Below are 21570 nucleotides of genomic sequence, written 5' to 3'. Positions count from 1 at the left end.
TGGTTGGTCTGTTTTAATGATAAATATAATGAAAGCGTTTACCTGCTTTCATAAAAAAAAGGAACTTTTAACATATGACGGAAGTATTCACTGTCTTCTTTTCCTGGAAGCAAAAAGTGCAGCACCAGGTCAGTAAAAACCTCTGCAATTTGATCGATGGTGTACGTCCCATCCCTCCGGTACCATTTATAGATCCAGTTGACCATACCTAAGATCGCCATCCCTGTAATCTCAAGCGGCAGCTCTTTACGGAAGTGGCCGGATTTTTGACCTTCGTCAATGACATTGAACACCATACGTTTGAACTCATCACGCTTCCCTTTGATTTCTTCCTCATACGCTGGTTTTAAATACAGGCTTTCCTGATAAAACACCGAGATATGTGGTTTGTACAAGTCGAATACCTGAACAAACGATTGAATGATTGCCTGAACTTTAGGTATAGGGGAAGAATGAGTAACGTTAGCGGCCTGTGCTTCTTTCAATACATATGTAATAAACGTGTCGTGAATAACGAATAGAAGTTCATCCTTTGACTGGAAATGATGATAGAAGCCGCCTTTTGATGTGTTCGTTTGCTGGACAATTTGTTTTACTGTGACGCCGTGAAAACCATGGCGGTCGAACAGTTCTAAAGATGTCTGGATGATTTTTTCTCGCAAATCGCTCATACATCAACTCCCATCTGCTGAATATACACTCATTTTATCACATTTTTCTGAAAATACAACGGTCTAAAGGATGACATCAAGCAGGTGTTCTCCTCCATGAACGAATGGATTCTCCTACACCCGCTTCACTGGTAGAACAGAGGCCAGCGAAAAAAGTCTGGACCCCTATACACACAAGCATTTCTTTTGTCACTTCTAATAAAAAAAGCCCTCTGGAAACAGAGGGCTTTTCTCATCATTAGTATTAGGTTTTATCAGATTCGGTTTCAAACGGAACACGATAGACCGGCTTGATCCACGCTTCTTCCGCTTGTCCTTTTTCTTCTGTGTCCAGTACATAGGACCCATTGCTATATCGATCATTGGCTTTAAAGTCCATTGTGTTGACAACGATGGTTTCTTGTTTTTCTGTCATGATCATCAACTGATCATCTCTGTGCACGAGGTGAACATCCACCAATTGATGAGGGTTCTTCTTCAACTCTCTTAACATGAGCACCCCGCGTTTTGCCCGAGTTGTTCGTTCAAACTCTTTCAATCGCATCCGCTTCACTGCGGCACGATGAGTGGTCATAAGGATCGAAGGATCTTCTGAGGCTCTGAACAATTGTCCAGACACCACTTCATCGTCTTCTTTCAGGTTGATCGCTTTCACACCTGCTGCCCGCTGGCCGACGGTGTTCACTTCTTCTTCATGGTACCAAAGGCCATAAGCTTTCTTCGTAGCAATAAACAAATCGGACTGGCCATTTGTTTTGTAGACATCCACAACTTCATCATCATTTTTCAAATTGATAGCAACGAGAGCCTTGGAATGACGCTGGGCTTGATAGAGCTGTAATTCGCTCTTCTTCACCATCCCGTTCTTCGTGAAGAAAATGAGGTATTCCTCTGCTGTGAAGTCACGGACAGGGATGGCCTCGACGATATATTCTTCTTTGTCCACTTGTACGATGTTGGAAATGTATTGACCAAGATCCTTCCACCGGATATCCGGCAGTTTGTGAACAGGTAAGAATAAATATTTACCGAGGTTCGTAAAGAGTAAAATGGTATCCGTTGTATTGATTTCAAATAAACCCAGCAGGTGATCCCCGTCTTTCAAAGCGAAATCTTCCCCGTTTGACGCAGCATAGGAACGAAGACTTGTCCGCTTAATGTAACCATCTTTCGTCACAGATACGAGCACATCTTCACTCGCGACAGTCACTTCAAGATCTACTTTCAACTCTTCCACTTTTTCCTCAATCTTCGTCAAACGATCATCGTTGTATTGTTTTTTCATCGAGCGAAGATCAGCCTTGATAACTTTCAACATTTCGTTTTCACTGGATAACAATTTTTCTAAGTAATCAATTTGCTTTTTCAGTTCATCCGCTTCTTTTTGCAAGGCTGTAATATCTGTATTTGTCAAACGGTACAGCTGTAATGTCACGATCGCTTCTGATTGTTCTTCTGTAAAATCATAGCTTGCGATGAGCTGTTTCTTTGCATCCGCTTTGTCTTTGGAGCTGCGAATCGTTGCGATGACATCATCCAAAATGGAAATCGCCTTGATCAGACCTTCCACAATGTGAGCGCGAGACTTCGCTTTATTCAAATCATAAATGGATTGCCTTGTGACCACTTCTTTCTGGTGCTTGATATAGGCATCAAGCATCATGGGAAGACTCATCAGACTTGGTGTCCGTTCGTGAATGGCGACCATATTGAAGTTGTAAGAGATCTGAAGGTCTGTATGTTTGTAAAGGTAATTGAGAACTCCTTCACTGTTCGCATCCTTCTTCAGATCAATGACGACACGCAAACCGGTACGATCCGTTTCGTCACGGACTTCAGCAATACCTTCGACTTTTTTATCAATTCTCAATTCATCCATTCGCTTGACCATGCTTGCCTTGTTCACTTCAAAAGGAATTTCGTCGATGACGATCTGTTCCCGTCCTCCGCGCTGTTCTTGGATTTCGGCACGCCCACGTAAGACGATTTTCCCTCTGCCCGTTTCATAGGCTTTCTGAATTCCATCAATTCCCTGAATGATCCCACCTGTTGGGAAATCGGGGCCATTTAATTTGGTCATTAGCTCCGGTACAGTCGCATTGGGTTTATCAATCTTCATAATGACGGCATCAATTACCTCACCCAGATTGTGAGAAGGAATTTCTGTCGCATAGCCCGCTGATATCCCTGTGGAGCCGTTAACAAGAAGGTTTGGAAACTTCGCCGGAAGAACAGTCGGTTCATCGATTGTATCGTCAAAGTTCGGTATAAATTCCACTGTCTGCTTCTCAATATCCCTGAGCAGTTCAGATGAAATTGCGGAAAGTCTTGCTTCCGTATAACGCATAGCTGCAGGCGGGTCACCATCAACACTTCCGTTATTTCCGTGCATCTCCACTAAGGATTTTCTCACTTTCCACGTTTGGCTCAAGCGGACCATCGCATCGTAAACGGAAGTATCGCCGTGCGGGTGATAATTACCGATTACGGTACCGACCGTTTTCGCGGATTTCCGGTAAGCTTTGTCGTGGGTGTTCTTTTCCTGGTGCATCGCATAAAGAATACGGCGCTGTACAGGCTTCAGCCCGTCCCTGGCATCAGGGAGGGCACGTTCCTGGATGATGTACTTACTATATCTCCCGAAGCGGTCTCCGAGAACTTCTTCTAATGGTAAATCTAAAAACTTCTCTGCCTCTGCCAACAGAAGGTCCCCCTTTACGTCTGTATTTTATCGTTTTCTAGTATGCTCGCTTCATCTTCAAGGCCAAAAGCGACATGGGATTCAATCCATTTTCGGCGAGGTTCAACCTTATCTCCCATCAACGTCGTCACCCTGCGTTCGGCGCGGGCGATATCGTCAATCGTGACCCGGATTAATGTGCGTGATTCCGGGTTCATCGTCGTTTCCCAAAGCTGATCGGCATTCATTTCACCTAAACCTTTGTATCGTTGGATCGTATACCCGTTTTTGAATTCCTTCAATATCTTCTGCATGCCTTCTTCATCCCACGCATATTCGACTTTTTCTTTCTTCCCTTTCCCTTTGGAAACTTTATAAAGGGGTGGGAGGGCGATAAATACTTTCCCCGCTTCTACAAGCGGTCGCATGTATCGATAGAAGAAGGTTAATAAAAGCACTTGAATGTGCGCTCCATCGGTGTCGGCATCGGTCATGATGACGATTTTATCATAATTACAATCTTCGAGCGTAAAGTCCCCTCCGACTCCAGCGCCGATGGTATGAATGATTGTTGAGATCTCTTCATTTTTGAAGATGTCGGCAATTTTTGCTTTCTCTGTGTTGATGACTTTTCCTCGCAAAGGAAGGACGGCCTGGAATTTACGATCACGCCCCTGTTTTGCTGATCCTCCGGCAGAGTCCCCCTCTACGAGATACAATTCGTTCTTTTGGGCATTTTTGGACTGAGCAGGCGTGAGTTTCCCGCTTAGAAGAGTGTCCTTACGTTTCTTCTTCTTCCCTGAACGCGCATCTTCTCTAGCTTTTCTTGCTGCTTCTCTTGCTTCTTTCGCTTTAATCGCTTTTTTGATGAGCATAGAAGCGACATCCGGATTCTCTTCGAGGAAATAGGATAATTGTTCAGCAACGATCCCATCGACGGCGGAGCGTGCTTCAGAAGTTCCTAATTTACTTTTGGTTTGTCCTTCAAATTGAAGAAGTTCTTCTGGAATTCGCACGGAGATCACCGCAGTAAATCCTTCTCTGATATCGTTTCCTTCTAAATTCTTATCTTTATCCTTCAGAAGCTGTGCTCGTCTGGCATAATCATTAAAAACTCTGGTAATGGCCGTTTTAGCTCCGGATTCATGGGTGCCCCCATCCTTCGTCCGCACGTTATTGACAAAGGATAAAATGTTCTCTGCAAACCCGTCGTTGAATTGAAAAGCGAAATCCGCTTCAATTCCACTGTGACTTCCCTCGAAAGAAACGACAGAATGCAGGGTATCTTTCTCTTCATTTAAATACTCAACGAAAGAGACGAGTCCGTCATCATATTGGTACTCTTCTTTAACCGTTTCCTTACGCTCATCTACAAGGATGATACGGAACCCTTTCAATAAGAAGGCCGCTTCTCGTAAACGTTCGGATAACGTTTCAAAATTGAATTTCGTCATTGAAAAAATGGAAGGATCCGGTTTAAAGCGGATCGTCGTTCCTGTTTTGCGGGTGGTCCCTTTATTTTCTAATGAGGTGACAGGAACGCCCCCGTTCTCGAATCTTTGATAAAATTTCTCTCCATCCCTACAGATGTAAACTTCCAACCATTCAGATAGAGCATTTACCACAGAAGCACCGACACCGTGCAAGCCACCTGAGGATTTATAACCACCTTGGCCAAACTTACCTCCTGCATGTAGGACGGTCAAAATAACCTCAGGTGTCGGTTTACCTGTTTTATGCATCCCCGTAGGCATCCCCCGGGCTTCGTCCTGAACCGATACACTACCATCTTTATGGAGCGTGACAGTCATTTTTTCGCCGAATCCAGATAACGCCTCATCAATCGCGTTATCTACAATTTCGTGGACGAGATGGTGCAGACCTCTATGATCCGTGGACCCAATATACATCCCCGGTCTTTTCCGAACGGCCTCCAATCCCTCCAGCACTTGAATAGAATCATCTGAATACGTTTGATTTTGACTCGACAATTTACCATCGGCTCCTTTCTCTAACACCTGCTACATCAATAATAGAACAAACGTTCGATTATGTAAACGATGAGTGCATCTCCAGATCCTTCAGCTCTCACGACATAAGTCAATCAACGGTGTGGACACTCTTCCACTCCATTGATTGGCTTATGACTTAGAAAAAGGCTGCCGACCTATGCACAATTGTGGGGGTGATTAGAACCCCCATTTGATTTCGCTTACATTTCTTATTCTTTCTTAAACAACCGTTCTGTTAAACCATGGCTCTCCAATTAAAATGGGCCCTCTACTAAAGGTCCTTTTCTGTTCTATAGAGCTTTTCGTTGTCTCTAACAAAAAACGTCGCTTGTTATATTGTAGCGATTTTATAAGGTTTCGCAAACATAAATCTTCCAAAAAACATGAAAAAACCCCTGAATGAACAGGGATTTTTTCATTTTCATTCAGATTCTTTTACTGGTAAATCGCATGCGCGACCTTAATGCAAGAGTCCATAATGACAAGCTTTGAATCGTTTTTCAGGATGTCATCCGCTTCTTCGGAATACACCCCTTGCTGAGCCCAAAAGGCTTTGGCCTTAATATTTTTCGATTCCTCTGCAATTTGGGGTAAATATTCGGATCTTCGAAAGACATTGATAATGTCTACAGGCTCTTGTATATCTCCAAGGTTTGCTACCGCTTTTTCCCCAAGAGCTTCTTTGATTTGAGGGTTCACCGGGATGATTTTGTACCCGGCTTTCTGCATGGCTTCACTCACTTGATAGGATGTACGGTGCGGTTTATCCGAAAGCCCTACAACCGCAATCGTCTTCGATTGGGCCAGTAAATCCCGGATCTCTGTTTTGGACGGATTTTCAAAAGTCATCTTTTTACCTCCTATTCATCTATTAATCCTTCACTGACTAAATACTCTCTAGCCACTTGTTCAGGATCGCGATCTTCAAAATCAACCTGGTAATTCATTTCCCTCATTTTATCTCCGGTAATCTTTCCTCCCAGTTGATTCAGGACTTCCTCAAGTTCAGGATATTGATCTAAGGTTTCTTGTCTCATCAATGGTGCCCCCTGGTATGGAGGAAATAGATTTTCCGGATCCTCTAATACTTTTAAATTCAGGTCAACCATGTAACTATCTGTAGCGTAGGCGTCAATGATGTCAACTTCTCCACTTTCAATAGCTCCCTGTCTTAAGCCAGGGTCCATCGTCCGAACTTCTCCAAGGTTCAAGTTATAGATATCCTTCATGCCTTGATACCCGTCTTGACGATCATTGAATTCGAGTGTGAAACCAGCTGTGATTTGATCTTCAACTGGTTTAAGGTCCCCGATTGTTTCAAGATCGTATTGTTCGGCAAGCTCCTGGGTAGTAGCTACGGCGTAGGTATTGTTAAATTGCATCGGTTGCAAAAACGCCATATCATAGGTTTCTGCCATACCTTCTTTCGCCTGTTCATATACTTCTTCAGGTTCATTGCTGTTCGCTTCTTCTCCTAGAAGAGAGACGATAGCGGTCCCTGTGAATTCCGGATAAATATCAATGCTTCCTTCTTCCAATGCACTGAATACAAGGTCTGTCTTTCCTAAGTTCGGTTGAAGACCTACACTCAAGTCTGTTTCCTCTTCTATTAACAGCTTATACATGTTGATAAGAATAGCAGGTTCTGATCCAAGCTTTGCTCCAAGCGTCAAATCATTCTTCACTTTTCCACCGAACGCTAAAGGACCAACTGCGATCAAAGCAGCGATCAATAATAAACTGACGAGTGAACGGAAACCGGATTTGGCTGAAGTTCGTTCAAATAAACGGAGAATAAGATCTAGAATAATGGCTAACAAAGCAGCTGGAATAGCGCCGAGCAAGATAAGATTGACATCTCCGCCCCTGTCTAAACCGAGCAGGATTAAATCTCCGAGACCACCCGCCCCAATAAGAGCAGCAATCGTGGTCGTTCCGACGATCAGTACCATGGATGTCCGTATCCCTGCCATAATGACAGGCATGGCGATCGGTAATTCAATTTTCGAAAGACGTCTGAATGATTTCATTCCCATTCCTGTAGCCGCTTCCTTTAAAGCAGGATCAACTTCCTTGATTCCTGTGTACGTGTTTCTAAGGATAGGAAGGAGCCCGTATGCCGCAAGCGCGATAATAGCCGGGGTTTGACCAATACCGAAAAACGGAATGAGAAAAGCAAGGACAGCAAGGCTTGGAATGGTCTGTAACACAGCTGTCATACCGATAATAGGTTCTGCTACTCTCTGCTTTCTTGTCAGCCATAAACCAAGCGGAACGGAAATCAATGTAGCAATCACTAATGCAATAATAGATATTTGTAAATGTTCCCATATCTTCTCTAATAAAATGCCCTGTCGTTGATTAAAAACATCTAGAAACTCACTCATTTACTTTCCACCTCCTCTTCCTTTTTTCGTGACTGTTCTTTAAGGTAGAGGACAATATCCCTATAGGATAAGGTGCCGATCAGCTTGTCACCCTTGACGACTGGCAGAATGGTAGAGTGACCTTCTTCAAAGATTCGAACAGCGTCTCTAAGAATCATATCATTGGATAACGGGGGAGCCTGTACCTGATTCCCATCCTCGATCATCCCTCGATACGTCCCATCGTGACTTTTAAGGGCGAAAGGTCCATCCAGGACAACATGGCCTTCCTTGAATTCTTCTTCTGACACAACACGTTTTTCTGCATGATTCATGATGACATCAACAGCTGTCTGCCACGGTGTTTTTCTCCCCCCGATGAAATCTTCTACAAATTCATTGGATGGTTTCAAAACGAGATTTTGTGGAGTATCCAACTGAACAATTTCTCCTGCCTTCATGAGGCAGACGCGATCGCCAAGTGCTAGAGCTTCGTCCATATCATGGGTGACAAAAACAATCGTTTTCTTGATTTCCTTCTGCAATTGACGGATATCCTTCTGCAATTGATCCCTGCTGATAGGATCGAGAGCACTGAAGGGCTCATCCATCAAGATGATATCAGGATCTGCAGCTAATGCCCGGATAACTCCGACCCTTTGCTGCTGGCCGCCTGAAAGTTCACTGGGTTTTCTTTTGCGGTGCTTTTCAGGATCCAGGCCAACCATATTCATCAATTCGTCAATTCTTTTAGACAAATCTTTTTTCTTCCATTTTTTCATTTCAGGTACGACCGAAATGTTTTCTTCTACTGTCATATGTGGAAAGAGAGCAATTTCCTGCAACACATAGCCGATATTCCAGCGTAGTTCATGAATGTTGTATTCTCTAATATCTTTGTTATGTATAGTAATGGTCCCTTCCGTCGGATGAATCAAACGGTTAATCATTTTCATCGTCGTTGTCTTCCCACAGCCGCTTGGACCGATCAGCGCAAGCAGTTCTCCTTCTTGCACTTCTAAGTTGAAATTCTTCAACGCTGTCGTCCCATCCGGGTACGTCTTCGTTACATCAGTGAACGTGATCATCGTTTTCCCCCTAAACAAAAAATAAAAGACCTATTTCTATAACCACATTTCCACAATCTGAAACATTTTGCAATTTTCCTGCCTTTTAAATAAGCTGAATTTTTGCAGCAGCCTCCCTTGACGTTTCTCCAACACTATTAAAACAACTTGATACCTGGTACTAAATTGATATAATAGAGAAGCTGCCTTATGAAATAAGAGTTCTTTATCTATGAAGCCCATGATAAAATAGTAGAAAGTGCAGAAGGAGTTGAACTTATTGGAATATGTACTCTATATCCTCATCGCCTATCTCCTTGGGTCCATCCCTTCAGGATTAATTGTAGGTAAAATTGGTTACGGTACGGACATACGCGAACATGGAAGCGGAAACCTTGGAGGTACGAATACATTCCGAGTGTTGGGGATCAAAGCAGGCTTAATTGTCACCCTCGCTGATATCTTGAAAGGAACATTAGCCGCAGCTCTTCCTTATTTTTTGGGAGCTGAAGTCATACCACTTGTTATTGGAATTTTTGCCGTTATAGGTCATATGTACCCTGTATTTGCGGGCTTTAAAGGTGGAAAAGCTGTCGCTACATCCGGAGGCGTGATTCTGGGTGTCAATCCAGTCATTTTTGCCGTCCTCTTATTATCCTTTTTCATTGTCCTATATTTAAGTAAATACGTTTCCTTATCTTCCATGGTAAGCGGAATTGTTGGCATTGTTGCTACTTTGGTCGTGAAGGATTACGGCTTGACCATCATCATTTCCTTGTTTACCATCTTCGTGATTTACCGCCACCGTGCAAACATCAAGAGGATTATTAATAAGACAGAGCCGAAAATCACATGGATGTAGAGACGATCCACGTTTAAAAGGGTATCGATTGCGAAGATAGTCTATCCCATTGAAGGATAGGCTTTCTTTTATGGTGTATTCTATAAATACACACTCGTCAAGCAATCCATTGTATATTCAGAAATACATATTGTATACTTTGACATAGAAAGAAGGCCTGAAAGGAGTCTTTATTATGAATAAGACTGAATTGAACCAAAACAAACACTTACCATCAAAAAAAGAACGACATAAATTATTCGGCTCCGTTGAGCCGGGTCCACGAACAAAGCCTTTGGAAAAAGATCAAATGGCTGACCTTCAAAACTCGAAAAAGGATTTTTTGTTCGAAATTGATATGGTTGGGATTTCCAGCGTCAAGCACCCCATCCGTATTCCCAGCACGATGACTCCAGAGATTCAGACAACCATCGGAACCTTTTCATTCGGTTCCTCCATTGCTCAAGGGAGTAAAGGCACGAACATGAGCCGATTCACAGAGCAGCTGGATAAATACCACAACGAAGGATTCGCCGTTGACATTGGCACACTAAAACAATTTACCGAGGAATTAGCCGGTCGTCTCAAGCAATCGGATGCGGAAGTGGAAGTGACATTTCCATGGTTCTTCGAACGAAAAGGCCCATACTCCGGTCTCACCGGGATGAATCATGCAGATGCAACCATCCGCGTCGAGTATGATCAAGAAACGGGACATGATGTGACCGTGACTCTCACCGGGAAAATTACCACGCTTTGCCCTTGTTCCAAGGAAATCAGTGAATATAGTGCACACAACCAGCGTGGAAATGTGACCATGAGTGTGAAATTGACAGATGACTTCGATGAGCAGGAAATCGATTGGAAAGCAGCGCTTTTAGAAGCAGCAGAAAGCAATGCAAGCGCGCGCATCCACCCGGTATTAAAGCGCCCCGATGAGAAGATGGTAACAGAACAAGCCTATGAGAACCCTCGCTTTGTAGAGGATATCGTTAGACTAGTCGCTGCCGATCTTTATGAATATTCCTTTATAGAAGCGTTCACCGTAAAGTGCCGTAATGAAGAATCCATTCACCTGCATGATGCTGTGGCGACCCTCAGTTACGATAAGAAGAAGGAAGCTGAGTAATAGAACAGATGAAACAAATCATGATCGTCTTGATTCAATTTTACCGAAAGGGCATCAGCCCCTTTTTTCCACCATCATGCCGGTTTCAACCAACGTGTTCAGAATACGGACTTGAGGCTTTTCGCCGTTTCGGTTTCTTCAAAGGCAGTTATTTGACGGTCAAGAGAATTCTTAAGTGCCACCCTTTCCACCCAGGAGGATTTGACCCTGTACCTATGAAGCAACCGAACCATAACTCTGATTCGTCTTCTCCTGAAAAATAGGTTTATAAAACGACGACAGAGGAAAGAGACAAACACGGACCCCATTACAGGAGATGATCTAATGAACTTAACAGTAACAGAAGAAGCAGCAAAGTGGTATGAAGAAGAACTCGATATCGATGGTAACGTTGACTTAAGATTTTACGTCCGTTATGGAGGCGTTGGTGGACTTCAACCTGGTTTCTCTCTTGCCATTAAATTGGAGGATCCTGCAGAACCAATTGCGGAAACCACAACCGGCCCGATTCATTTCTTCATTGAAGCGGACGATGAGTGGTACTTTGATGAACATTCATTAGAAGTGACATTAGATGAGAAATGGAATGAACCATCATTTGAATATAAAAAATAAGACGCCGCTATGGCGTCTTATTTTTTTGTAATTGGAAGCGGTGAATATGGTCCCAATGCCCTTCTTTTTTCAAAATAAACAGCTGACGGTCACCAAATAGATCGAAGTGAGGGAACCTTGGATCGTTATGGATCCAGGCTGGTTCTAAACCATACTGTTTCCCCCATGCCTCTAATTTGTTGAGATCACAGCAGCCGACTTTAGTGACGGTATCACAGCCAGGAAAACGATCATCCAACCAAAAATGCGTCAAAAAAGCAATTTCCCCTCGCTTCACTTTCGCTTTCCAATCCTTCAGTTCCGACTTTTTCACTCCAAAAGCCATTAGGCTTCAGTCTCCATAGCAGATAAATAAGCTTCGTGCCAATCAGGAAAACTACGCCTGATGGATACTGGTTTGAAGTTATCTTTTTTAACGATGACGTGTTTCGTCACCCCAGTCACTGCTACATCACCATTACTAAACGCTACTTCGTATCCGTAGGAAACACGAAGACCATCGTAACTTTCCACCCATGTTCGCACATGGACAGGATCACCGTATTTTACAGGTTTTTTAAAACTCATTTGAGCATCAATGACGGGTGAAACGACTCCCTGTTTTTCAATCTCAGAATACATAAACCCCAGGTCTTCGATAAAGGATGTTCGTCCGATCTCAAACCAAACTAAGTAATTGGCATGGTAAACGACACCCATCATATCTGTTTCTTGATATCGTACTTGAATCGGTGTTTCGACCACTTTCATTAAGAAGACTCCCTTCGCACCATATGCCATGCTTTTTCTAAATCGACAAGTTCAAGCTCATTCATATCTTCCACTTCATTTTCCATAATTCGAATCGCCTGGAATTGAATCGCTTCATTCACAAGGTTATTGATGAAGCGTCCATTGCCCCTCACTTTGTGATCCGTGTATTTTTCTAAAAGGAATGACTCCGCCCATTCATTGAAATGATACCCGTATTGTTTCGCCTGATAGTGAGTCATGGCAATCAACTCTTCCTCTGTATAATCCGGGAAGTGGAAATATTTTTTAAAGCGGGAAGACAAGCCCGGATTACTTTCCACCAACTGCTCCATTTCGCGTTGATAACCAGCGAGGACAACCACTAGGTTTTCATTATGTTTAGTCATTTCGTCCACGAGTGTCTCAATAGCTTCTTTGCCAAAATCATCCCTGCCCCCGTTGTATAAAGAATAGGCTTCATCAATGAACAGGACACCACCAAGAGCTTCCCGGATCTTCCGTTTCGTTTTGATGGCTGTCTGTCCTACATACCCGGCGACAAGATCGCTCCTTGAGACCACCACCGTATGCCCTCTCTTTAACAAGCCGCATTCTTTCAGGACATCAGCATAGATTTCTGCAACCGTTGTCTTTCCGGTCCCTGGATTTCCTGAGAATACGGAATGTAATTGGATAGGAACGACAGGATATCCTTTTTCTTTTCTCTTTTGTTGGGCTTGAACGAAGGATGACAACTTCTTCACTTCTTCTTTGACATTGGATAATCCGATCAGTTCATCCAAGCGTTGCATGGGAGACCGCTCGTCTTCATCCGTTTCTTTCTCCCACGCAAGGTCATCGGCAGATATCCTCATATGATCAAGCCAATGATGCTTATCCTGTTCAGCTTCTTTGGCACCTTTTTGGAAGACGGTCTTTAATACTAAGTTTTTGACCGTGCGTGCATTGCCGAAAGAATCATCCACACGTTCGCGATCAATGAGTGAGGTGAATTCATTTAACGCAGATTCTGTGAAAAAGAAATCATTATCAGTCGCCGTTTGCTCAGCAATCGTAAGCAGTTCATCCATGTGATAATCAGGTAGTTCGATATGATTTTGTTCAGGGAAACGACTTCGGAGACCTGGATTTGACCATAAGAACTGGCGCATTTCTTCAGGATAGCCAGCAAGGATCACGGCAAACTTTCCTCCATATTCTTTGCTTGTCATCGCAGATACAAGAGTGTCAATGACCGCTTGACCATAATCATTACCTGTTTGCCCTTCCCTTTTCAGGCTATATGCTTCGTCAATGAACAAAACACCACCGATCGCCTGTTTGACATAGTTCATCGTATTCTCTTCACTCTGCCCGACATAAGACCCAACAAGGTGGGAACGATTTACTTCTACTACTTCTTTTGTATCTAAAATTCCAAGCTCATGATATATATTCGCCAGCAGCCGGGCGATTGTCGTTTTCCCTGTCCCGGGATTCCCGGTAATGATCATATGTAATCCAGGCTCATCCACCATGGAAAAGCCATAGTTCTTTCTTTGCTGCTGGTATCTCAAGAAATGATAGTAACGTCGTATATACGTTTTCACATCATGCAACCCAACCATTTGATCGAAGGCTTCCAAAGGATTTTGAAACGATTGATCTGTCAGAAAGCTTGGCAATCGTTTATAAATTTCATCCTGATTATCTGAAAGACGCCTCGTACGCTCATTGATCTCTTTGACAGGTACTCGAATCCGGCGATTTTCAATGGAGTTAATGGCTTCTTCCAGCATGTGTTCCAAATCAGACAATTCCTCATAAACATCCTGATATAAGCTCAACCGGCTGGAGGCGTCGATGATCGTCTTTTTAGCCAGATCATCGTCCCACTGCTCCTTCAAATGGCAAACATCAGAGTAGATGGCTTTCGCCTTTTTTGCTTTTGCTGAATCATGATCAGTTTCATGTAGAATCCACTGATCAAGTGGTGTTTTTTTTAATAAAGTATACGCCTGCATCAACTGCTGGGACTCATACAATTCCGCCACTAAGGGATGCGAAGGATTGAGAACCCGAGCCTCGTCGATGAACTGCTCAGCAAGAGGATCATCTCCCGGGTGTCTCTTAATCCGGTGGTAGGCAAGCGTGACGTAAAGCAAGGCTTTTGTATCTTTCTCCTGCTCCCCATCCGTTTGATCCATATATCGTAAAGCCTCCACTTCCGAAATAGGAGGCTGCTGCTCTAAACTGTTCCACTGTTTCAGTTGTTCTAACATCTTCATCACTTCCTTTTCTTTCGCCGATATCCATTTTATCATAGTCAAGATTTAATGTAGATGAAGATGCCTTAAAGCTTACATTATACAGGCAAAAACCGCCCCTCTGAAAGAGAAGCGGTTAGTCAGACATTAATATTGTTGATGACGGGCTTCGTCCTTGATTTCATCGCGCATAGCTTCTAATGATTGATTTCTCCGTTTGTTTTTCTTTTCAATATTTCTCTTTTCTTCTTCCGTTGCAAACTGCATAGCATCATGAGATTCTTCAATATTTTCAATCGTGTTCGTCACTTTTTCCTGAAGACGATCGACGTTATCTGCGCGATTGTCAGGGTTCGGTTTTTGATTAGCCATATGCTGTTGTTTATGGGACATGGTCTTTTCCCTCCTGTAAATGTCAATAGACCCTCGATGAGTCATCCTTTACTTTTCCCATGAAGAAGCCGAATTATGAAAAGAAAAAGGAAGGAGCCTGCAATGCTCCTTCCTTTTTGGTTTATTATGTAAAAAAAACAAACCCCGCTTACGATGGGATTTGCTTCATACGCTCATTGTGACGCTTTTCAATCCGTTCATCGATCTGGTCCAACAGCTTTTGGTCAGCTTTGATGGAACGGATATTTTCCTTCACACGTTCTTCAAAAGATATGCTTTTATGTTTTCTCATGGATATCTCTCCTTTTACAGGTAGGATTTCCATGAATTGATAAAAATATTCCTATTTCAGCGCATCTTTCTTCTTTTCCATCATTTCGTAGGTCATCGGCCCAACAATTCTTGGTTCTTGAATGACACCATCTGTACCGATGAAATATGTGGTAGGGATGGATAGAATCTGGTATGTCTGATTAATCTTGAGTTCCTCATCCAGAAGAATAGGAAATGTATAACCTCCTTCTCTGACAAACTGGTCAACATCTTCTATTTTTTTCTCTGTTCCCGTTCCATTAACAGCCAGAATGACCACTTCATCTCCATAATCTTCATGAAACGACTGTATTTCGGGCATTTCATCACGACAAGGAGGGCACCAAGTCGCCCAATAATTGAGAAAAACTTTTTTACCGCGATAATCAGAAAGCTGAACGGTCTCTCCGTTCAACGTGTTCAAACTGAAGTCAGGAGCCTGCTCCCCTACTTTTAATCCATCTGGTGCATTAGGTGCAACCATACCTGCTTCCTGATTTGCAGAAGATTTTTGCTGCTCCCCCTCATCCTTTTCAGAAAGGGTAGTAAAAATAACGAGACCTAAAAGTATAACCAGGAAAGCTGTTGCCAGCCATTGTTTCATGATGATAGCCTCCGTCCATAATCCAAAACGTTTCTGCTTTATGTATAAGAATAAAGAAAACCATTTATGCTTGTAAAGCTTTATCAGAAAATGTATGAGAGTCGTTACTGATTTGTTTTAGTTTTTATTAACTCTCGGAGTTGCTACTAAGTTCGAATAGAGAACAATAAACAAGTCGTACGAATCCACACTTCTTCCTTCAACAATAATCCTGTATATTTTTGATCATTGATCACATGGTTTTTGTGAAGAATAAAAAGATCGCCCTTTTAAAAGGGCGATCTTTAGAAAGAAATTTAGTTCAATTTGTTACGTAGAACCATTTGTAGAATACCACCGTGGCGGTAGTAATCAACTTCCACTTCACTGTCGAAGCGGGCAATCACTTCAAATTCTTTCTTATTGCCTTCTTCATCTGTAGCTGTGACTTTGACAAGGTCACGAGGCTTAACATCTTCACCGACTTGTACGTCGAATGTCTCACGTCCTGTCAGCCCAAGAGACTCGATGCTGTCTTCAGGTTTGAACTGTAATGGAAGAACACCCATCATAACAAGGTTCGAGCGGTGGATACGCTCAAAGCTTTCGGCGATGACCGTTTTAATTCCAAGAAGATCTGTCCCTTTGGCAGCCCAGTCACGGGAGCTTCCCATACCATAATCATTACCGGCAATGACCATCAACGGAGTCTTATCCTGTTGGTACTTCATTGCTGCTGTATAGATCGGCATCACTTCTTCTGTCGGCCAGTAAGTAGTGAAACCACCTTCAGTACCTGGAGCTAACTGGTTACGGATGCGGATATTTGCGAACGTACCACGCATCATAACTTCATGGTTACCACGACGAGAGCCGTAAGAGTTGAAGTTACGAGGACTTACGCCATTGTCTTGCAGGTATTCTCCTGCAGGCATATCTTTTGGAATCGCACCTGCTGGTGAGATGTGGTCCGTTGTTACAGAATCGCCAAATTTACCGATGACACGCATGCCATTTAATGGCTTAACTGCTTCAGGATCACTGGAAAGTCCTTCGAAGAACGGAGGATTTTGGATGTATGTGGAGTTGTCGTTCCAATCATACAATGGCTCATCCGTTGTTTCGATTTCGTTCCATTTTTCGTTTGAGTTGAATACATTTTCATACTCTTTACGGAAAATCTCAGGTGTAACAACACGGGAAATTTCTGATTTTATCTCTTCTTGAGAAGGCCAAATATCATTGAAATACACATTGTTTCCTTCATTGTCTTTTCCGATTGGCTCATTTTTAAGGTCAATATCTACAGTACCCGCAAGGGCATAAGCAACTACTAGTGGCGGAGAAGCCAGATAGTTGGCTTTAACTAGTGGATGAATACGTCCCTCGAAGTTACGGTTACCAGACAATACAGAAGAAGCCGTCAAGTCACTGTCAGCGATAGCTTTTTCAATTTCCGGCAGTAATGGACCTGAGTTACCAATACATGTCGTACATCCATATCCGACTAGGTTGAATCCTAAATCGTTCAGATAAGTCATTAGTCCTGAATCTTCCAGGTAGCGAGTAACAACCTTGGATCCTGGAGCTAAAGATGTCTTCACGTAATCAGGAACTTGCAAGCCTTTTTCAATCGCTTTTTTAGCGACCAGGCCAGCCCCAAGCATAACGTGAGGGTTGGATGTGTTTGTACAGGAAGTAATAGCGGCGATCGCCAGAGCACCTGTCTTCATGACAGACTTGTCTCCATTATCAAACTGCACTTCAACTTCTTTGTCGAACTCAGATTTATCCAAGCCAAAACCATGGTTTCCTGCTGGACCTGTAATCGCCTTTTCGAATGATTCTTTCATTTGAGAAAGAGGAATCAAATCCTGAGGACGTTTTGGTCCTGACAAGTTCGGCTCCAACTCACCGAGATCGATTTCAACAAGTGATGTGAATTCCGGGTCCTCAAAGGACGGATCATACCACAGGCTGTTCTTCTTGCAGTATTCTTCGACAAGCTCGATTTGCTCTTCCGTGCGTCCTGTGAGGCGAAGATACTCAAGAGACTCGCCATCAACCGGGAAGAAACCACATGTCGCACCATATTCAGGAGCCATGTTGGAGATAGTCGCACGATCAGCCAATGGCATTTCCTGCAATCCTGGCCCGAAGAACTCAACAAACTTACCGACTACATTTTGTTCACGAAGTTTTTGAGTGACTTTCAGGGCTAAGTCTGTAGCTGTTGTTCCTTGTGGGAAGCTTCCATTCAGCTTCACTCCAATAACTTCTGGAGCTGGGAAGTAGGAAGGTTGACCGAGCATGCCGGCTTCTGCTTCTATACCACCAACACCCCAGCCCAGGACACCAAGACCATTGATCATCGTTGTATGTGAGTCCGTTCCGACAAGTGTATCAGGATAAGTATCATAAGAGCCGTTCTCATTTTCTTTCGCGTGAACGACATTTGCGATGTATTCAAGGTTTACCTGGTGAACGATACCTGTTGCAGGTGGGACAGCACGATAATTATCGAACGCTTTTTGAGCCCAGTGTAGGAATTCATAACGTTCTTCGTTTCGTTCAAATTCAAGCTCCATGTTCACATTCAGTGCATCTGGTGTCCCGTACTTGTCTACTTGCACAGAGTGGTCAATAACAAGATCAACAGGAACTTCCGGGTTGATTTTGTCAGGGCTGCCACCCATATCGACCATCGCTTTTCTAAGTGATGCCAGATCGACCACGGCAGGTACACCGGTGAAGTCTTGTAAAATAACACGGGAAGGCTTAAATGGAACATCTTCCCCTTTGGATTTCTCCGTTCCCCAGTTTGCTAGACTCTCCACGTGATCATCGTTGATGACACGTCCGTCATGTTGACGTAATAAAGATTCTAGTAGGATACGGATGGAGAAAGGTAGACGGGAAATCTTACCATGTCCCGCATCTTCTAAGGCTTTCAAATCGTAATAGTTGTACGTTTGGCCATTAAGTTCAAATTGTTTGCGAGCATTAAAAGCATTGCTAGCCATATTCCTTTTACCCCCTCATCAATATTCAATAGTGAACCATTATAAGGTTTCACTATTCCCCAAATTCTTACATTTGTTCCCTTTTGATAAAACAAGTTCACAAATATGCAATCCTTATTGTAAATGAAAACGATTTATAAGTAAAATGAATGACCACAAATTTTTCTGAATTCGATAAATTTCATACAAAAACCTACATAAACGTACGCTTGTATTTAAAGGGTCAACCTTTTATAATGAAATTAGAAAAGTCTAAGACAATGAAACAGGTGATAATATGTCAGGTGGATTTGCCCTATTTATCGTCGGGTGGATTGTCATTATGGTTGGTTTGATGAGCATTGGTGGTTTCTTTATGTTCCGCAAATTCCTGAAACGTCTTCCTAAAGAAGACGGAAAATCAATTATTGATTGGGAAGAATATTATGTGGACAAAACAAAACACATGTGGTCTGCGGAACAAAAAGACTTATTAGAAGAGTTGATTTCTCCTGTCCCTGAGATCTTCCGGGATGTAGCAAGACAAAAGATCGCTGGTCGTATCGGGGAAATCGCCCTACAGAAAAAGAAAAAGAAAATCACCCAGGAGATTTTAATTGAGGGCTACATACGAGCCACTCCAAAGCGAGACCATAAGTTTCTCGTGAGAAAGTTAGAAGAGAAAAAAATAGACATGAGCCCTTATGATGTACTGATTGAACGTTAAAAAGGACCCGGCTTAAGCCAGGTCCTTTTTTAGTTCCAATTTTTTCTCTAACTGTAAGTATTGTTTCAACATGGCGATCCGCCAAGTCATAATCATACCGAAGGCCAGCAGAAAGAACATTCCACTCGTTTCTCCAAGGGATACATGCTGCCCTATAATAATTTTGAAAACCACTCTCAAAATCAGGAGTCCGAAAAGAATAAACACGAAGGCCCTTGATGGCTTTAAATAAATATCTCCATCCCTCACCTCAAATTTCGAAGTTCGAATGAGGAATATCGAAAAAATCACACCAATGAGTACGGCCTCAATGACCTGGGTCCATTCAACTCTGAACACTGGAAATACAAACATGAGAGCCCCTGTGCTCATCATGAAAGGCGGCAGAATGATTTTTTTCACACTTGCGGGTTTTTTAGCCGCCCGCAACCGGACGAAGATCATCGCTGTTGCCATCCCAGCAGCGACAATGGTACTTGCAATTAACCAAAACATAACGATTCACTCTTTCTACTCTGTCCTTAATATCAGTTCAACACAAGATCAATGGCATCCAGGACCCGAGCTTCATCAAAGGGTTTAACGATGAAGTCTTTCGCTCCACATTCAATAGCCTTTAAGACCATTTTCTGCTGCCCCATCGCTGAACACATGATGACTTTTGCTTCATTAGAAACCTGTTGGATCTCTTTTAGGGCATCAATGCCGTTCATTTCCGGCATTGTAATATCCAGCGTAACCAGGTCTGGTCGAAGCGAACCATATTTCTCAACCGCTTCTTTTCCATTATCGGCTTCCCCTACAACTTCATGATGTCCTTTTTCCAGGATGTTTTTTAAAGTTACCCGCATGAACTTGGCATCATCTACAATTAATACCCTAGCCATTACATGCTCCCCTTTTAATCCCTGTCATAAGCAATGGTCAAAATGATCGTCATGGTTACGCCAACAACAGCTAGATAAACACCGAGGTCGAACAGAAGCGCCGTGGCGAGTTCTGTTTTGCCAAGGATCGGCAGTTGAAAGTAAGCAAACGTTTGAGTCAGGAAAGGTGCGTCAAACACCATTCCACCAATCCCGGTTGCTGCCGCTACCATCAATCCAACTGGAATCAGAAAACGGAAATTAATCGGAAGGATCTTTTCCATCGCTTTACTTCCATAGGCCATGTACATGAGGATAATGGCCGCAGCTGTCATTAAACCACCAATAAACCCTCCACCTGGAGCATTATGTCCAGCAAAAAATAAATAAACGGAAAACCCTAGCAGGATAAAGGCGATTAGTGTGGTCGTAGTTCTTAATATAATATCGTTGGTCTGGGTCATAAAAAAGCTCCTTTATTTTTTCTCTAGTATCATCTTAATATAAATGCTCATTAAAATCCACGGCTTAGAACCCTTGGAAATCAAAGACTCCGGCAAGGTACGAGGTCAGCATAGTCATCCAGTCAAAATAAAGAGCAATTCCGACGAGGATCATGATATACCCACCTATCTTAACAATTCCCGTACTATGAGTTTTAATCCAATTCAATTTCCCAATGAAGAAGGACAGGGCTAGAAAAGGAATGGAAAAACCAAGAGAATAAGACAGCATCATAACTAAGAAAAGCTCCGGAGAATCCGCGGCCAACGAAAGGACAGAAGCAAGGATTGGACCTGTACAAGGAGTCCAACCGAGTGAGAATGTAAGACCAATAAGAAACGTGCCTATGTACCCAGAGGGTCTATTCTTAAAAGTGATCTTCCGGTCTTTCATTAAAAAATCAAAGTTGAACACCCCAATAATGACAAATCCGAAGAAAATAATCAGAATGGATCCCAAACGACGGATCACGGATTCATATTGTATGAAAAACTGTGCAAAAAACGATCCTGAAAACCCTAATAGTAAGAAGATCGTTGTAAATCCTAGTAAGAACAAAACCGTATGGATCAGACTTGCTCTTTTCAGCATCCCATTGTCTTCTTTTAATTCATGCACACTCATCCCGGTAATGTAGGAAAGGAATGCAGGATATAAAGGAAATACACACGGGGATATAAAAGATAAAAAACCTGCTCCGAAAGCAAGGAAGAGATTCACATCCATTCAATCATCACACCTTCATTCATAGTCGCCTCTTATTGTATCAGAGCTTCAGGACTAACACGATGTTTATCTTGTGA

The 21570-nt window shown here is 42.8% G+C and carries 22 protein-coding genes; 5 read left to right on the top strand and 17 right to left on the bottom strand.

Going from position 1 to position 21570, the window contains the following annotated elements; all coding sequences use genetic code 11:
* Positions 1 to 38: 38 nt before the first annotated feature.
* The 6 genes from J0K78_RS01705 to J0K78_RS01680 form a co-directional block, all read right to left on the bottom strand.
* Entirely contained in the window at positions 39 to 671 is a 633-nt protein-coding gene (locus J0K78_RS01705) for a TetR/AcrR family transcriptional regulator (RefSeq protein WP_206945117.1), read from the bottom strand.
* Positions 672 to 915: 244 nt separating this feature from the next.
* The gene (gene parC, locus J0K78_RS01700) at positions 916 to 3372 is read right to left on the bottom strand and encodes a DNA topoisomerase IV subunit A (RefSeq protein WP_206945116.1); all 2457 of its coding nucleotides are present in this window, start codon (positions 3370 to 3372) and stop codon (positions 916 to 918) included.
* A gap of 14 nt (positions 3373 to 3386) precedes the next feature.
* Positions 3387 to 5342, bottom strand: coding sequence for a DNA topoisomerase IV subunit B (gene parE, locus J0K78_RS01695; RefSeq protein ID WP_206945115.1), 1956 nt, complete (start codon positions 5340 to 5342; stop codon positions 3387 to 3389).
* A gap of 456 nt (positions 5343 to 5798) precedes the next feature.
* Positions 5799 to 6212 carry a CoA-binding protein gene (locus J0K78_RS01690; protein WP_206945114.1) on the bottom strand — a complete coding sequence of 138 codons (414 nt, stop codon included), beginning with the start codon at positions 6210 to 6212 and terminating at the stop codon, positions 5799 to 5801.
* A gap of 11 nt (positions 6213 to 6223) precedes the next feature.
* Positions 6224 to 7750 (bottom strand): ABC transporter permease/substrate-binding protein, encoded by a 1527-nt coding sequence (locus J0K78_RS01685; RefSeq protein WP_206945113.1) that lies wholly within the window; start codon positions 7748 to 7750, stop codon positions 6224 to 6226.
* Entirely contained in the window at positions 7747 to 8817 is a 1071-nt protein-coding gene (locus J0K78_RS01680) for an ABC transporter ATP-binding protein (protein ID WP_206945112.1), read from the bottom strand. The genes J0K78_RS01685 and J0K78_RS01680 overlap by 4 nt, the downstream gene beginning before the upstream one ends.
* Positions 8818 to 9076: 259 nt before the next feature.
* Here J0K78_RS01680 and plsY point away from each other — a divergent pair, with 259 nt between their 5' ends.
* From plsY to J0K78_RS01660, 4 genes are all read left to right on the top strand, one after another.
* Complete coding sequence (gene plsY, locus J0K78_RS01675; RefSeq protein WP_206945111.1) at positions 9077 to 9658, top strand: glycerol-3-phosphate 1-O-acyltransferase PlsY; 582 nt, start codon at positions 9077 to 9079, stop codon at positions 9656 to 9658.
* A gap of 175 nt (positions 9659 to 9833) precedes the next feature.
* Entirely contained in the window at positions 9834 to 10766 is a 933-nt protein-coding gene (folE2, locus tag J0K78_RS01670; RefSeq protein WP_206945110.1) for a GTP cyclohydrolase FolE2, read from the top strand.
* Positions 10767 to 10774: 8 nt separating this feature from the next.
* Positions 10775 to 11029, top strand: a complete 255-nt coding sequence (yidD, locus tag J0K78_RS01665; protein WP_160913363.1) for a membrane protein insertion efficiency factor YidD — start codon at positions 10775 to 10777, stop codon at positions 11027 to 11029.
* A 61-nt stretch (positions 11030 to 11090) separates the two neighbouring features.
* Positions 11091 to 11381 carry a HesB/YadR/YfhF family protein gene (locus tag J0K78_RS01660; protein WP_206945109.1) on the top strand — a complete coding sequence of 97 codons (291 nt, stop codon included), beginning with the start codon at positions 11091 to 11093 and terminating at the stop codon, positions 11379 to 11381.
* Between the two features lie 7 nt (positions 11382 to 11388).
* Here J0K78_RS01660 and J0K78_RS01655 read toward each other — a convergent pair whose 3' ends face one another.
* The 7 genes from J0K78_RS01655 to acnA all read right to left on the bottom strand — a co-directional run bounded on the left by J0K78_RS01655 (position 11389) and on the right by acnA (position 18691).
* Positions 11389 to 11706, bottom strand: coding sequence for a hypothetical protein (locus J0K78_RS01655; RefSeq protein WP_206945108.1), 318 nt, complete (start codon positions 11704 to 11706; stop codon positions 11389 to 11391).
* Complete coding sequence (locus J0K78_RS01650; RefSeq protein WP_206945107.1) at positions 11706 to 12131, bottom strand: acyl-CoA thioesterase; 426 nt, start codon at positions 12129 to 12131, stop codon at positions 11706 to 11708. The genes J0K78_RS01655 and J0K78_RS01650 overlap by 1 nt, the downstream gene beginning before the upstream one ends.
* Entirely contained in the window at positions 12131 to 14395 is a 2265-nt protein-coding gene (locus J0K78_RS01645) for an AAA family ATPase (protein ID WP_206945106.1), read from the bottom strand. Before J0K78_RS01645 ends, J0K78_RS01650 begins: the two co-directional genes overlap by 1 nt.
* 132 nt (positions 14396 to 14527) lie before the next feature.
* Entirely contained in the window at positions 14528 to 14773 is a 246-nt protein-coding gene (tlp, locus tag J0K78_RS01640) for a small acid-soluble spore protein Tlp (RefSeq protein ID WP_160913353.1), read from the bottom strand.
* Between the two features lie 148 nt (positions 14774 to 14921).
* On the bottom strand, positions 14922 to 15065 hold the full coding sequence (locus J0K78_RS01635; protein WP_160912244.1) for an FbpB family small basic protein: 144 nt from the start codon (positions 15063 to 15065) through the stop codon (positions 14922 to 14924).
* A 51-nt stretch (positions 15066 to 15116) separates the two neighbouring features.
* A complete protein-coding gene (locus tag J0K78_RS01630) occupies positions 15117 to 15689 on the bottom strand; it encodes a TlpA family protein disulfide reductase (RefSeq protein ID WP_206945105.1) in 573 nt (190 codons plus the stop codon).
* A 296-nt stretch (positions 15690 to 15985) separates the two neighbouring features.
* Positions 15986 to 18691 carry an aconitate hydratase AcnA gene (acnA, locus tag J0K78_RS01625; RefSeq protein ID WP_206945104.1) on the bottom strand — a complete coding sequence of 902 codons (2706 nt, stop codon included), beginning with the start codon at positions 18689 to 18691 and terminating at the stop codon, positions 15986 to 15988.
* A gap of 277 nt (positions 18692 to 18968) precedes the next feature.
* On the opposite strand from acnA, the gene J0K78_RS01620 reads away from it, so the two are divergent.
* The gene (locus J0K78_RS01620) at positions 18969 to 19397 is read left to right on the top strand and encodes a DUF2621 family protein (RefSeq protein WP_160913347.1); all 429 of its coding nucleotides are present in this window, start codon (positions 18969 to 18971) and stop codon (positions 19395 to 19397) included.
* A 12-nt stretch (positions 19398 to 19409) separates the two neighbouring features.
* Here the strand turns inward: J0K78_RS01620 and J0K78_RS01615 are convergent, their stop codons facing one another.
* From J0K78_RS01615 to J0K78_RS01600, 4 genes are all read right to left on the bottom strand, one after another.
* The gene (locus J0K78_RS01615) at positions 19410 to 19892 is read right to left on the bottom strand and encodes a CcdC family protein (protein WP_160913345.1); all 483 of its coding nucleotides are present in this window, start codon (positions 19890 to 19892) and stop codon (positions 19410 to 19412) included.
* A gap of 32 nt (positions 19893 to 19924) precedes the next feature.
* Positions 19925 to 20284, bottom strand: a complete 360-nt coding sequence (locus J0K78_RS01610; protein ID WP_206945103.1) for a response regulator — start codon at positions 20282 to 20284, stop codon at positions 19925 to 19927.
* Positions 20285 to 20298: 14 nt separating this feature from the next.
* On the bottom strand, positions 20299 to 20727 hold the full coding sequence (locus J0K78_RS01605) for a Na(+)/H(+) antiporter subunit B (RefSeq protein WP_160913341.1): 429 nt from the start codon (positions 20725 to 20727) through the stop codon (positions 20299 to 20301).
* A gap of 64 nt (positions 20728 to 20791) precedes the next feature.
* Positions 20792 to 21493, bottom strand: a complete 702-nt coding sequence (locus tag J0K78_RS01600) for a cytochrome c biogenesis CcdA family protein (protein WP_206945102.1) — start codon at positions 21491 to 21493, stop codon at positions 20792 to 20794.
* Positions 21494 to 21570: the final 77 nt, after the last annotated feature.

This window comes from Halobacillus sp. GSS1 (genome assembly GCF_017307035.1).
Taxonomy (GTDB): Bacteria; Bacillota; Bacilli; order Bacillales; family Halobacillaceae; genus Halobacillus; species Halobacillus litoralis.
This window is presented reverse-complemented; position numbering and strand designations above follow the sequence as displayed.